Genomic DNA, 13,067 nt, shown 5'->3' with positions numbered 1-13,067 from the left:
GCGGGTGGGTCGAGCTTAAGCCTGAGTCGCGTACTTGGCCAGACGTGGGTCTGCCTTCAGGACGGCCAGGGTGTTGGTATGCACGTCTTCGGCGGTCACGTCAGCCTTGCTGAAGATCTGCTGGAAGTGCTCGTGAGTGACGGCGGCGAAGTGGGCACGGTCTTCCGGCGCCACGCCCAGTACCACGGCATAGGTCGTCAGCGCTTCGCCGTTACCTTTTGCCATGTCTTCGGACAGCTCGTTCATCATGCCATTCATGGCAAACCAGGATTTGCCGCCATAGGTCAGCGAGGCGTTGGTGGAGCAACCGTTGGTGCCGGACGTCATGCCGAACGTCGCGTTGCCGGAGGTGCCGTTGGTGGTGGATGCCAGGAAGTGAGCCGGGGTGCCACGCTGACCTTCGAACAGCATGTTGCCCCAACCGCAATCCGGGCCGCCTGGCGCCTGAGCCATGGCGTTGATGGATACAGCGGTGAAGAGAGTACCGAGAAGAATCCGTTTCATAGCTTTGTTCTCTTTGTGTGCATACCAATGGACAGGGTTCTGGCCCCGATTCTCTACCAAACAAGCCTCATGGCGAGTTTTCGTACAGATCCTGTGGCGCCAGTGGGCCGGTATTAGTTCCAGCCGCGCAGTTTGGAGTTTAGGCACGTTCCAAGGGTTCCGTGACTTTTTGCACAATATTTGGAATAAACCCCGGTTTTACAGGGCCGGACCGGGGACAAGCCGGTTGTCTATGCTTTGTCGTATGGCGCGCCTTGCCAGTGGGGCTCGGGCAGCGCCAGAATGCCGCTATCTGCCCCGCCTGATTGTTAAGGAAGCCCGATGCCTGATCCTGTTGCTGCCAGCTTGCGTCTAGCGCCTGAAGCGCTGACCCGTCCGTTTTCCGCTGAACAGTTCAGCTTCACTACCACCAATGATCTGGAGCCCTTTCGCGGTGTGCTTGGCCAGGAACGTGCGGTCGAAGCCTTGCAGTTCGGTGTGGCCATGCCACGCCCCGGTTACAACGTATTCGTCATGGGCGAGCCCGGCACCGGCCGTTTCTCGTTCGTCAAACGCTACCTGAAGGCCGAAGGCAAACGCCTGCAGACCCCGGCGGACTGGGTCTACGTCAACAATTTCGATGAACCGCGCGAGCCCCGCGCCCTGGAACTGCCGTCGGGCAGCGCCGCTGCCTTCATCGGCGACATCAATGGTTTGATCGACAACCTGCTGTCGACTTTTCCTGCGGTGTTCGAGCACCCGTCCTACCAGCAGAAGAAGAGCGCCATCGACCGCGCCTTCAACCAGCGATACGACAAGGCGCTGGACGTCATCGAACGTCTGGCCCTGGAAAAAGACGTCGCCCTGTACCGCGACAGCAGCAACATCGCCTTCACGCCGATGCTCGAAGGCAAGGCCCTGGATGAAGCCGAATTCGCCCAGTTGCCGGAAGCCGAGCGCGAGCGTTTCCACGAGGACATTTCCGGCCTCGAAGAACGTCTGAACGAAGAACTCGCCAGCCTGCCGCAGTGGAAGCGCGAGTCGAGCAACCAACTGCGTCAGCTCAACGAAGAAACCATCACGCTGGCATTGCAGCCTTTGCTCGCACCGCTGTCGGAAAAGTACGCGGAAAACGCTGCCGTCTGCGGTTACCTGCAAGCGATGCAGGTGTATCTGCTGAAAACCGTGGTCGAGCAACTGGTCGATGACAGCAAGACCGATGCGGTTGCGCGCAAGCTGCTGGAAGAGCAATACGCCCCGAGCCTGGTGGTCGGTCATCCGGCCAGTGGCGGTGCGCCGGTGGTGTTCGAGCCGCATCCGACCTACGAAAACCTGTTCGGTCGTATCGAGTACACCACTGATCAGGGTGCGCTCTACACCACCTATCGCCAGTTACGTCCGGGTGCACTGCACCGCGCCAACGGCGGTTTCCTGATCCTTGAAGCGGAAAAAATGCTCGGCGAGCCGTTCGTATGGGATGCGCTCAAGCGCGCCCTGCAATCGCGCAAGCTGAAGATGGAATCGCCGCTGGGCGAGATGGGCCGTTTCGCCACCGTGACGCTCAACCCGCAGCACATTCCGTTGCAGGTCAAAGTGATCATCATCGGTGCGCGTCAGCTGTATTACACGCTGCAGGACCTCGATCCGGACTTCCAGGAGATGTTCCGTGTTCTGGTGGACTTCGACGAAGACATCCCGATGGTCGACGAAAGCCTGGAGCAGTTCGCCCAGTTGCTGAAAACCCGCACTTCGGAAGAAGGCATGGCGCCGCTGACCGCCGACGCGGTGGCGCGTCTGGCGACTTACAGCGCGCGTCTTGCCGAACACCAGGGGCGTTTGTCGGCGCGGATCGGCGATCTGTTCCAGCTGGTCAGCGAGGCGGACTTCATCCGGCATCTGGCCAACGATGAAATGACCGACGCCGGCCACATCGAGCGTGCGCTCAAGGCCAAGGCCACCCGCACCGGTCGGGTGTCGGCGCGGATTCTCGACGACATGCTGGCGGGGATCATCCTGATCGATACCGACGGTGCGGCGGTCGGCAAGTGCAACGGCCTGACCGTGCTCGAAGTCGGCGACTCGGCGTTCGGTGTGCCGGCGCGGATTTCCGCCACGGTGTACCCGGGCGGCAGCGGCATCGTCGACATCGAGCGTGAGGTCAACCTCGGTCAGCCGATTCACTCCAAGGGCGTGATGATCCTCACCGGGTATCTGGGCAGCCGTTACGCCCAGGAATTCCCGCTGGCGATTTCCGCGAGCATCGCGCTGGAGCAATCCTACGGCTACGTTGATGGCGACAGTGCGTCGTTGGGCGAGGCATGCACGCTGATTTCGGCGTTGTCGAAAACCCCGCTCAAGCAGTGCTTCGCGATCACCGGCTCGATCAACCAGTTCGGCGAAGTGCAGGCGGTGGGCGGGGTCAACGAGAAGATCGAAGGCTTCTTCCGTCTCTGCGAAGCACGCGGACTGACGGGTGAGCAGGGCGCGATCATTCCGCAGGCCAACGTCGCCACCTTGATGCTCGATGAGAAGGTGCTGGCGGCGGTGCGTGCCGGGCAGTTCCACGTTTACGCGGTGCGTCAGGCCGACGAAGCGTTGAGCCTGCTGGTGGGCGAGCCGGCCGGTGAGCCGAACGAAGAGGGCGAATTCCCCGAAGGCAGCGTCAACGCACGGGTGGTGGAGCGTCTGCGAGTGATTGCCGAGATGATCAGCGAAGAGGATCTGAAAGAGGCCGAGAAGGAACTGGCGCAGGAGGCGCTGGCGGAGGCCAAACCGGCCTGATCTCGTTATTGTTGTTCCCTGTGGGAGCGAGCTTGCTCGCGAAGGCGTCCTGTCAGTCTACGAATACGTTGCCTGATAAAACGCTTTCGCGAGCAAGCTCGCTCCCACATTTGTTTTGGATGAGTTTCGAGCAAAAGTGCCATCACTCTGGCGTCAATATTCACACAATGACCATTCGGCGCCTTCTGGTTCTGTGCGGCTTGCGCGGCGGACTTTTCTTCTATTCTCTGCTCAAGGACATCGACAGTATCACTGGATCGAAACAGCTCTTCAGCAAGGGCTGAACACCGGCTTTACCGAGGGTCGCCGCCATGTCGCGCAACCTCTGCCTCACCCGTCAATGCCTGGGTCTCGTGACCCGTATCGAATGCGCCATCAAGCCGTTGGCCGGCGATAACGGCATGTGGACATTGCTCTTCGCCGCCGGCATGGCCGGTGAACAACCTTCCGCCATCAAAGCCCAGGGCCCGTTCCACGGACCGATCGCCGCCGAGTCGATTCTCGACACCATCGTTGAAAGCCTGACGATGCACGGCTATGAACTGGCCAATGATCCACAGATCTGGTCGTTGCATCTGCAGGCGCAGTTGCGGCAAATCAACGGTGGGCGCGGACGCAGCATCGGCACTTTCGATCACTAGAGTGCCGACCATCAGCGTCGATCAGGGTGCAGCGCCCTGGGTCTGCGCTTTGTCGAGTTTGACCTCAAAGCCGTATTGCACGGTGGCGAGGTCGGTTCGCTGGTAGGTTTCCACGTGCGTCGGACGGCCGTAGAAATAATGCACGCCGAATAACGCCGGCCCCTCCGCGCTCGCGTCATGGCTGACTGACAGAATCTGCTTCAGGTAATGACCGCTGTCGTCCTTGACGAAGAATCGCCATTCGTTGGCCGGGAATCGCTTCAAATCCACCACCAAGGTGTTGTTTCTGATTTCCAGACCTTTAGGCAGAGTCTTGGATTCATAGGTTTGTTTGTCCACTGTTGCCAGGAACAATGGCATCGAGCCGACGGCAATCGCCGGGGTTTCCGGGAACAGGTTCAGGTCATAGGTGATCGTCGCCTGTAGCGGATCGACCTGATACGCCTCGGGCGGCAGTTCGATCGGCTCGTCGAGTTTTCCATTGTGCTTTTCAGTGAAGAACGTCACCGGGCTTTCGCCGGGGCTGAAGTCGTCGCCAAGCATTTCATCGTTGAAGGTTTTACGGTGGTCGAACTCAATGCGCGCGGCGCTCGGCTCTTCAACCGACTGGCGTATATGAACGCCGCTTTTCAGCTGTTCTTCAGTCAGAGATGCGCCCTTGAGCCAGTCGGGTGCCTGGTCGTCGTAGACGGTGATCGGCAGGTCGAGCGGCTGCACGGTTTTTTCCGTGGTGTGCGGATCGAATTCGCGCACGGGCAGATCCAGCGCCTTGCGGGTAACGGTCGCTTCGGAAAAGTCCAGCAGGCTGACTTCGAGGGTGTCGATCGGGCCGTTGAAATAGACCTTGTTGTAGTGGTGCGGATGTTGTTGCTCAAAGGCTTGCTGTTCATCGTCCAGCTTTTTTTCCAGCGCCTCGCTCCAGGTTGTTTGCTGTTGCAGGTAGGTCAGCTGTTTTTGATAGAACGCCACCTGCTCGGGGTTTTCGTTGATGGCGCCGGCACGCACCAGATACTGGCCCGTTGAATCGCGGGCCTGGACGATCAACGGATTGAGCCGGGTGTTGGCGACTTCAGGGGCGAGCGGCAACTGATTGCGGAACTCGAGTTCGGCGTAGTGCGTGTCCAGTTTCAGCAGGGTCACGCTGAGGTTTCCGTCGGAGCGGGTCTGGCCGACGTCCTTTTTATCCAGATTGAAACTGTGCAGGCGTTTCGGGGCGATGACCTCCACCTGGCCTTGCAGGCTGACCGGGCGTGGCAGGTTCTTCTTGTCGACATTCAGCCCTTCGATGAACGGGTAGGTGACGGTCAGGTCATCGGGGCTGGTGACGTTGGAGCTGGACGGACTCAACTGAATGCCCGGATCGGTTTCCGACCACTCCGGCTGATAGGCGATGACCCGTTTGTTGCTCAGGGTTACCGATTGCCATTCCACGCCATGGGGGAATAGAAAGCCGCCGGGGATGTTGAGCACGAAAGGGAACACCGGTTGCAGGTCGGTGAGGTAATCGGAGCTGGAATCCTTGTGCAGTACGAACAGGCCATTGATGAAAGTGTCGACCAGCGCCTGGGGTGTCGGGTAATGCCGGAGTACGGCGAGGGCGTCTTCGCCGTATTCGGTCCGGGGCGGCTTGTTGTCGAGTCGCAGTTGCGCGCGTTCGAGCAACAGTAGCGAGCCGCCGAGTTCGGTCACGGCGTCCTTGAGTTTCGGATCGGTGATGGCGTCCAGCGATTGCTCGAATTGAGCGGTCTTTTCTTCGAGGCTGACGGCGGTTTTTTCATCGCCGGGCGAACACCCGCCAAGCAACAGGGCGAAGCAAATTCCGGCAGTCGTTATCGGCAATCGCACATCCATTTCCAGTCGTCCTGTCCACTGTCGCTGGGCTGTCAATCATTTGGACACTAGCAGAAAAACTTTGATACACACGCGCAGGTGGCGGATTTTCGGGCGGTTTCTGGCTGTCATGGGCGGCTGGTATACTCGCCGCCGATTTCAACCCTTTTTGTGTGAGAGTCAATGGAACGCTTTATCGAAAATGCAATGTACGCCACGCGCTGGCTGCTGGCGCCGATCTACATCGGGCTGTCCCTGGGTCTGCTGGCGCTGGCATTGAAATTCTTCCAGGAAGTGTTTCATGTCATTCCCAACGTCTTCTCCATGGCCGAGTCCGAGCTGATTCTGGTGCTGCTGTCGCTGATCGACATGGCGCTGGTCGGCGGCTTGCTGGTGATGGTGATGATTTCCGGCTATGAGAACTTCGTCTCCGAGCTGAACATCGATGAAGGCAAGGAGAAGCTCAGCTGGCTGGGCACCATGGACTCCTCGTCGCTGAAGATGAAAGTGGCGGCGTCGATCGTGGCGATCTCCTCGATCCACCTGCTGCGGATCTTCATGGATGCCAAAAACGTCGATCCCGAGCACCTGATGTGGTACGTGATCATCCACATGACCTTCGTGATCTCGGCGTTCGCCATGGGGTATCTGGACAAGCTCACCAAGCACTGATGGGCTGACGATTGCTGTAACAAAACCGCCCGTCTGTTGCGAAACAGACGGGCGGTGTCGTTTGTGGCTTGTACTTTGATCGGCCGAGGCATATCCCTGTAGGTCTCAAGGCTCGCCACCGCGTGAGGTGCGTTCATGAACCTGCAAGAGTTGAATGCGTTTGCCGTCGCCAGAAAGGTCGACGAACTGAACCTGATCTCCATGGAGGGCGGGATCTATCTGCTTGAGGCCCGGATGCATGGAGCGGCGTACCCGCTGAGCGACCCGCAAGGGAGGATGCTGACGCTGCGTTCGGTCGAGCATGCCCGGGATGTGCTGCATAACTTTCCGGTGCTGCCGTTCAACCTGGTGCACACCTCGGTGCACGATGAAATGTGCGGTCTTGGCGCCAGTGGCGAAGAAAGCCTGAAGGTGCCGCTGGCCTGGCGATCCGCACTGTAGGCCCCGGGGCCTGATCAATGCCGGAGCAACTGTGCTAGTCTGCTCGCCCTTTTGGTTCCGGGCGCGCCGGGACGCGCTGTGTACGCACGGCATGTCCTGAGGCCGTCCGCACAGCGGAGCAGTGTCATGTCCGAAGTAAATCTGTCCACCGACGAAACCCGCGTCAGCTACGGCATCGGCCGTCAGCTGGGTGACCAGCTGCGCGACAACCCGCCACCGGGTGTCAGCCTGGACGCCATCCTGGCTGGTCTGACCGACGCATTCGCCGGTAAGGAAAGCCGTGTAAGCCAGGAAGCCATGTCCGCCAGCTTCAAGGTGATCCGCGAGATCATGCAAGCCGAAGCCGCTGCCAAAGCTGAAGCCGCCGCTGGCGAAGGCCTGGCATTCCTGGCTGAAAACGCCAAGAAAGAAGGCATCACCACTCTGGCTTCCGGCCTGCAGTTCGAAGTGCTGACTCAAGGTGAAGGCGCCAAGCCATCCCGTGAAGACACCGTGCGTACTCACTACCACGGCACGCTGATCGACGGCACCGTGTTCGACAGCTCCTACGAGCGTGGCCAGCCGGCTGAATTCCCGGTGGGTGGCGTTATCGCTGGCTGGACCGAAGCCCTGCAACTGATGAATGCCGGCAGCAAATGGCGTCTGTACGTGCCGAGCGAACTGGCTTACGGCGCTCAAGGCGTTGGCAGCATCCCGCCGCACAGCGTTCTGGTGTTCGACGTCGAGCTGCTCGACGTTCTGTAATCCCGTTACCCTGCACAAGCGTGGCTTGTGCAGGGTTTCTCCGCCGTTTTCATACTTCGATCTTGTTGTGCAGTTCACTGGTCGGGCGCAAGGCCCGGGCATAGCAGAACAGGAACAGATTGCGTACCAGCTCCTTGAGCACCAAGGGCTCGCTGGAACTCAGACCAGTGACGTCCAGATCCCCTTGATCCTGCAACTCGTGCAGGGCTTCTTCTTCCAGTACAGCGCAGACTTCACCGGTTTCCCGATGCAGGATCCTGAGGTACGGGTGCGGGCGATCCAGCCAGGCGTCGATCAAATAAGTCATGGTTCTCATCTCCATTGAAAGGGTTTCAATGAGAATAATTCTTATTCGTCAAATAGCAAGCGCCTATTGGCGGTTTGTGATTTTTTGCGGGTAAAGATTGCGTAAGGTCAAAACGGCTGGCGTTTGGCTATCGCGTGGATTTGCTGGGGGTTGCGGGGGAGGGCGAAGCTCCATCCCACGGCGGGCGCGGGATGGAAGACAGCAGACTCAGACTTTTCTGACGAACTCGGATTTGAGTTTCATCGGGCCGATGCCGTCGATCTTGCAGTCGATGTCGTGATCGCCATCGCACAGGCGGATGTTCTTGACCTTGGTGCCGACCTTCACGACCAGCGAGGTGCCCTTGACCTTCAGGTCTTTGATTACGGTAATGGTGTCGCCGTCCTGCAGGACGTTACCGACCGAATCTTTCTTCACGGCGTCATCGGACGCCACTTCGGCTTCACCGCCGGCAGACCACTCGTGGGCGCACTCCGGGCACACCAGTTGGGTGCCGTCTTCGTAGGTGTATTCGGAATTGCATTTCGGGCAGGGAGGCAACGTGCTCACTAAGGCTCCTTGGAGAGGGGATCGCTAAAAGTCGCATATTGTATAGGGTTTTAGCCGTTGATGGCAGGCAACAAAAAACCGCAGGCTCCGACGGAGGCTGCGGTTTTTTGATGATGCGGCGTTGATCAGTGCGTGCGGGCGACCGCGAACTCGCTCAGTTCAACCAGTGCATCGCGGTATTCGCTGGCCGGCAGCGCGTCGAGGCACTTGATCGCACGGGCCACATAGTCACGGGCCAGTTGCGCGGTGTATTCCAGCGAACCGGAGGCTTCCACGGCGATGCGGATGCTTTCCAGGTCTTCGATCCCGCCTTTCTGGATCGCCTGGCGTACCAGTGCGGCCTGCTCTGGCGTGCCTTCGCGCATGGTGTAGATCAGCGGCAGGGTCGGCTTGCCTTCGGCCAGATCGTCACCGACGTTCTTGCCCAGGGTTTCGGCGTCGCCTTTGTAGTCGAGCAAGTCATCGACCAGTTGGAACGCAACACCCAGATGATCGCCGAAGGTGCGCAGGGCTTCGCTCTGCTCGGCGGTGGCACCGGCCAGCGCGGCGGCGCTGTGGGTCGAAGCCTCGAACAGCATCGCGGTCTTGCCGCGAATGACTTCCATGTAGGTTTCTTCGGTGGTGCTGGCGTCGCGAACCTTGGACAACTGCAGCACTTCGCCTTCGGCGATGATGCGCGTGGCCTGGGACAGGATCTTCATCACCGGCATCGAGCCCAGCTCGACCATCATCTCGAACGAGCGCGAGTACAGGAAGTCGCCGACCAGTACGCTCGGGGCGTTGCCCCACATGGCGTTGGCGGTCGAACGGCCACGGCGCATGCCGGACATGTCGACCACGTCGTCATGCAGCAGGGTGGCGGTGTGCAGGAATTCGATGGTGGCGGCCAGCAGACGCATGTCGTCGCCTTCGCGACCCAGGGCCTTGCCACACAGCAGTACCAATAAAGGCCGCAGGCGTTTGCCACCGGCCGAGGTGATGTAATCGCCGATTTTCGATACCAGCGGCACTCGGGAAGTCAGCTGCTTCTTGATGATGCCGTCGACGGCGCTAAAATCGTCCGCCACCGCGCGGTAGAAAGCTTGGGGTTGCATCAGCGACAGTCGCTCCAGAAGGGTTGCGCGGCATGCTAGGACCCACGTCCGGGCCTGTCAAGGCGCGATGGACGGCCCCTTGCATGACTTCGAAGGCTTGCGTACAATCGCGCACCCTGAACTTCCTGGGCAGCACCTGCCTTACGCAATTGCACTTGGGCCGTTCCAGCCCCATGCAGCCATGCCAGCCAATACCTCTTCTTATAAAGAGCTGGGTGAGCAGGATTATCGGAGAAATACCATGTACGCAGTAATCGTTACCGGCGGTAAGCAATACAAGGTCGCTGAAGGTGAATACCTGAAGATCGAAAAACTGGAAGTCGCTACTGGCGAATCCGTGACTTTTGACCGCGTTCTGTTGGTCGCCAACGGCGACGACGTGAACATCGGCGCACCTGTTGTTGCTGGCGCAACCGTCAAGGCTGAAGTGATCTCCCAAGGTCGTCACGATAAAGTCCGCATCATCAAGTTCCGTCGCCGTAAGCACCACATGAAGCGTATGGGCCACCGCCAGTGGTTCACCGAGATCAAAATCACCGGTATTCAGGCTTAATTACAGCCTAATTCCTCACTAGGAGAATTGAACTCATGGCACACAAAAAAGCTGGTGGTAGTACCCGTAACGGTCGCGACTCAGAAGCCAAACGCCTTGGCGTGAAGATGTATGGCGGCCAGGTCATCAAGGCCGGCAACATCATCGTGCGTCAGCGCGGCACCCAATTCCACGCTGGCTACGGCGTTGGCATGGGTAAAGATCACACCCTCTTCGCGAAAATCGAAGGCGTGATCAAGTTTGAAGTAAAAGGCGCCTTCGGTCGTCGTTACGTGAGCGTAATCGCAGCCTAACTGCGAGAGTGCTGGAGAAGCCCTGTCTTGCGACGGGGCTTTTTCGTTTGTGGGGTGAGTCTCTTGCAAAGCTGTTTGTATGGGCTGCCGGCGTGCGATGCAGGTCGTGGATTGGGGTCGCTGCGCTCATTTTTGCAAGAGTCTTATGTCTTGATTGTTTTTCGGCTCGTCCGTATGGCGAGAGGCGTTGGTTATGAAGTTTGTTGATGAAGTATCGATCCGCGTAAAGGCTGGCGACGGCGGCAATGGCTGCATGAGTTTCCGTCGGGAAAAATTCATTGAAAACGGCGGCCCGAACGGTGGTGACGGCGGTGACGGCGGTTCCATCTTCATGATGGCCGACGAAAACCTCAACACCCTGGTGGACTACCGTTACACCCGGCACTTCGATGCCGAGCGTGGTTCCAACGGCGGCAGCACCGACTGCACCGGCAAGAAGGGTGAGGACCTGATCCTGCGCGTGCCGGTTGGCACCACCGTGATCGACTCCGCCACTCAGGAAGTCATCGGTGACCTGACCAAAGCCGGTCAGAAGCTGATGGTGGTTCAGGGTGGTTGGCACGGTCTGGGTAACACCCGTTTCAAATCCAGCACCAACCGTGCGCCGCGCCAGACTACGCCAGGCAAGCCGGGCGAGCAGCGCGACCTGAAACTGGAAATGAAGGTTCTGGCTGACGTCGGACTGCTGGGTCTGCCGAATGCCGGTAAAAGTACCTTTATCCGTTCGGTTTCGGCTGCCAAGCCGAAAGTCGCTGATTACCCGTTCACTACCCTGGTGCCAAACCTGGGTGTGGTCAGTGTCGATCGCTGGAAAAGCTTTGTCATCGCCGACATCCCGGGTCTGATCGAAGGTGCTTCGGACGGTGCGGGTCTCGGTATCCGTTTCCTCAAGCACCTGGCGCGTACCCGTCTGCTGCTGCACCTCGTGGACATGGCGCCGCTGGACGAAAGCAGTGCGCCGGACGCCGCTGAAGTGATCGTCAACGAGCTGATCAAGTTCAGCCCTTCGCTGGCCGAGCGTGACCGCTGGCTGGTGCTGAACAAGTGCGACCAGATCCTCGAAGAAGAGCACGAAGCGCGGGTCAAGGAAGTCGTTGATCGTCTGGAGTGGACCGGTCCGGTCTACGTGATTTCGGCCATCGCCAAAGATGGCACCGAGCGCCTGACGCGCGACATCATGCGCTATCTGGAAGATCGTGCCGATCGCCTGGCCAATGATCCGGCCTACAAGGAAGAGCTGGCCGATCTCGATCAGCGCATCGAGGACGAAGCCCGTGCTCAGTTGCAGGCGCTGGATGACAAGCGTGCCCTGCGTCGCAGTGGTGTGAAGTCGGTCCATGACATCGGCGACGATGACTGGGACGAAGAAGATGTGGATGACGAAGACGGTCCGGAAATCATTTACGTGCGTGACTGATTCGTTGCAGTAAACTTAAGCGCCGCTCAATCGAGCGGCGTTTTAGTATCTGGAAATTGATCGTTGGTCACGAATAACCACGAATAACGTCACGGGCAGCGCTGGGTCGCGCTGCCCTCAAGCTAAGGTTGAAGATGATGCGGAGCAAAGTGACAGGTGCGCAGCGTTGGGTCGTGAAGATCGGCAGCGCTTTGCTGACAGCGGATGGCAAAGGGCTGGATCGCGCGGCAATGGGTGTCTGGGTCGAGCAGATGGTGGCTTTGCATGAGGCTGGCGTCGAGCTGGTGTTGGTGTCCTCCGGGGCAGTGGCGGCGGGCATGAGTCGCCTGGGCTGGACCGCACGACCCAGTGCGATGCACGAGCTCCAGGCCGCTGCAGCAATCGGTCAGATGGGCTTGGTGCAGGCCTGGGAATCGAGCTTTGCCGAACATGGCCGACACACCGCGCAGATTCTCCTGACCCATGACGACCTGTCCGACCGCAAGCGCTACCTGAATGCCCGCAGCACCTTGCGTGCGCTGGTCGAGCTGAAGGTCATCCCGGTGATCAACGAGAACGACACCGTGGTCACCGACGAAATCCGCTTCGGCGACAACGACACGCTCGCAGCGCTGGTGGCGAATCTGGTCGAGGCCGATCTGCTGGTGATCCTGACTGATCGCGACGGTATGTTCGACGCAGATCCGCGCAACAATCCTGATGCACAGCTTATTTACGAAGCGCGGGCCGATGATCCGAGCCTGGATGCGGTGGCCGGCGGCACTGGTGGTGCGCTGGGTCGAGGCGGCATGCAGACCAAATTGCGTGCGGCGCGTCTGGCAGCCCGTTCCGGGGCGCACACCATCATTGTTGGTGGGCGTCTGGAGCGAGTGCTGGATCGTCTGAAAGCGGGCGAGCGCATCGGTACGCTGCTATCGCCTGAGCGCGGCATGCTCGCGGCGCGAAAGCAGTGGCTGGCCGGGCATCTACAAACCCGTGGCACATTGGTGCTGGATGATGGCGCAGTTTCAGCGTTGTCCCAGGGCAACAAAAGTTTGCTACCGGTTGGTGTCAAGCTGGTTCAGGGCAGTTTCCGTCGTGGCGAAATGGTGGTTTGCGTGGCGCCGGACGGTCGTGAGATCGCCCGCGGCCTGGCGAACTACAGCGCGCTGGAAGCACAAAAAATCATCGGTCAGTCGTCGGATGCGATTGTCGGTTTGCTGGGTTACATGGCTGAGCCGGAGCTGGTTCACCGTGACAATCTGATTCTGGTCTGAGGAAAA

At 59.4% G+C, this 13,067-nt stretch carries 14 protein-coding genes; 9 read left to right on the top strand and 5 right to left on the bottom strand.

Going from position 1 to position 13,067, the window contains the following annotated elements; translation table 11 throughout:
* Positions 1-15 precede the first annotated feature (15 nt).
* Positions 16-504: a DUF3015 domain-containing protein gene (locus N8H71_RS10210; RefSeq protein ID WP_007950971.1), complete on the bottom strand. Its 489-nt coding sequence runs from the start codon at positions 502-504 to the stop codon at positions 16-18.
* 321 nt (positions 505-825) lie between these two features.
* Between N8H71_RS10210 and N8H71_RS10205 the strand changes: the two genes are divergently transcribed.
* The gene (locus tag N8H71_RS10205) at positions 826-3,264 is read left to right on the top strand and encodes a Lon protease family protein (protein ID WP_007950970.1); all 2,439 of its coding nucleotides are present in this window, start codon (positions 826-828) and stop codon (positions 3,262-3,264) included.
* A 311-nt stretch (positions 3,265-3,575) separates the two neighbouring features.
* On the top strand, positions 3,576-3,905 hold the full coding sequence (locus N8H71_RS10200) for a hypothetical protein (protein ID WP_007950969.1): 330 nt from the start codon (positions 3,576-3,578) through the stop codon (positions 3,903-3,905).
* Between the two features lie 21 nt (positions 3,906-3,926).
* Here the strand turns inward: N8H71_RS10200 and N8H71_RS10195 are convergent, their stop codons facing one another.
* Positions 3,927-5,756, bottom strand: a complete 1,830-nt coding sequence (locus tag N8H71_RS10195; RefSeq protein ID WP_262193891.1) for a hypothetical protein — start codon at positions 5,754-5,756, stop codon at positions 3,927-3,929.
* A gap of 162 nt (positions 5,757-5,918) precedes the next feature.
* Here N8H71_RS10195 and N8H71_RS10190 point away from each other — a divergent pair, with 162 nt between their 5' ends.
* The 3 genes from N8H71_RS10190 (at position 5,919) to N8H71_RS10180 (ending at position 7,592) form a co-directional block, all read left to right on the top strand.
* On the top strand, positions 5,919-6,407 hold the full coding sequence (locus tag N8H71_RS10190) for a TIGR00645 family protein (protein WP_007950967.1): 489 nt from the start codon (positions 5,919-5,921) through the stop codon (positions 6,405-6,407).
* Positions 6,408-6,542: 135 nt separating this feature from the next.
* Positions 6,543-6,848: a DUF6482 family protein gene (locus N8H71_RS10185; protein WP_262193890.1), complete on the top strand. Its 306-nt coding sequence runs from the start codon at positions 6,543-6,545 to the stop codon at positions 6,846-6,848.
* Positions 6,849-6,974: 126 nt separating this feature from the next.
* Positions 6,975-7,592, top strand: a complete 618-nt coding sequence (locus N8H71_RS10180) for an FKBP-type peptidyl-prolyl cis-trans isomerase (RefSeq protein ID WP_007950965.1) — start codon at positions 6,975-6,977, stop codon at positions 7,590-7,592.
* A 49-nt stretch (positions 7,593-7,641) separates the two neighbouring features.
* Here the strand turns inward: N8H71_RS10180 and N8H71_RS10175 are convergent, their stop codons facing one another.
* From N8H71_RS10175 to N8H71_RS10165, 3 genes are all read right to left on the bottom strand, one after another.
* Positions 7,642-7,899 (bottom strand): PA4570 family protein, encoded by a 258-nt coding sequence (locus N8H71_RS10175; protein ID WP_262193889.1) that lies wholly within the window; start codon positions 7,897-7,899, stop codon positions 7,642-7,644.
* Positions 7,900-8,106: 207 nt separating this feature from the next.
* A complete protein-coding gene (locus N8H71_RS10170) occupies positions 8,107-8,448 on the bottom strand; it encodes a zinc ribbon domain-containing protein YjdM (protein WP_007950963.1) in 342 nt (113 codons plus the stop codon).
* A 125-nt stretch (positions 8,449-8,573) separates the two neighbouring features.
* Positions 8,574-9,542 carry a polyprenyl synthetase family protein gene (locus N8H71_RS10165; RefSeq protein WP_007950962.1) on the bottom strand — a complete coding sequence of 323 codons (969 nt, stop codon included), beginning with the start codon at positions 9,540-9,542 and terminating at the stop codon, positions 8,574-8,576.
* A gap of 241 nt (positions 9,543-9,783) precedes the next feature.
* Here N8H71_RS10165 and rplU point away from each other — a divergent pair, with 241 nt between their 5' ends.
* From rplU to proB, 4 genes are all read left to right on the top strand, one after another.
* Entirely contained in the window at positions 9,784-10,095 is a 312-nt protein-coding gene (rplU, locus tag N8H71_RS10160; protein ID WP_003228361.1) for a 50S ribosomal protein L21, read from the top strand.
* A 35-nt stretch (positions 10,096-10,130) separates the two neighbouring features.
* Complete coding sequence (rpmA, locus tag N8H71_RS10155) at positions 10,131-10,388, top strand: 50S ribosomal protein L27 (protein WP_016773121.1); 258 nt, start codon at positions 10,131-10,133, stop codon at positions 10,386-10,388.
* 193 nt (positions 10,389-10,581) lie between these two features.
* Complete coding sequence (cgtA, locus tag N8H71_RS10150) at positions 10,582-11,805, top strand: Obg family GTPase CgtA (RefSeq protein WP_262193888.1); 1,224 nt, start codon at positions 10,582-10,584, stop codon at positions 11,803-11,805.
* Between the two features lie 137 nt (positions 11,806-11,942).
* Complete coding sequence (gene proB / locus N8H71_RS10145) at positions 11,943-13,061, top strand: glutamate 5-kinase (RefSeq protein WP_085689726.1); 1,119 nt, start codon at positions 11,943-11,945, stop codon at positions 13,059-13,061.
* The last annotated feature ends 6 nt before the right edge of the window (positions 13,062-13,067 follow it).

The sequence above is a fragment of the Pseudomonas koreensis genome (genome assembly GCF_025447595.1).
GTDB lineage: Bacteria > Pseudomonadota > Gammaproteobacteria > Pseudomonadales > Pseudomonadaceae > Aquipseudomonas > Aquipseudomonas koreensis_H.
This window is presented reverse-complemented; position numbering and strand designations above follow the sequence as displayed.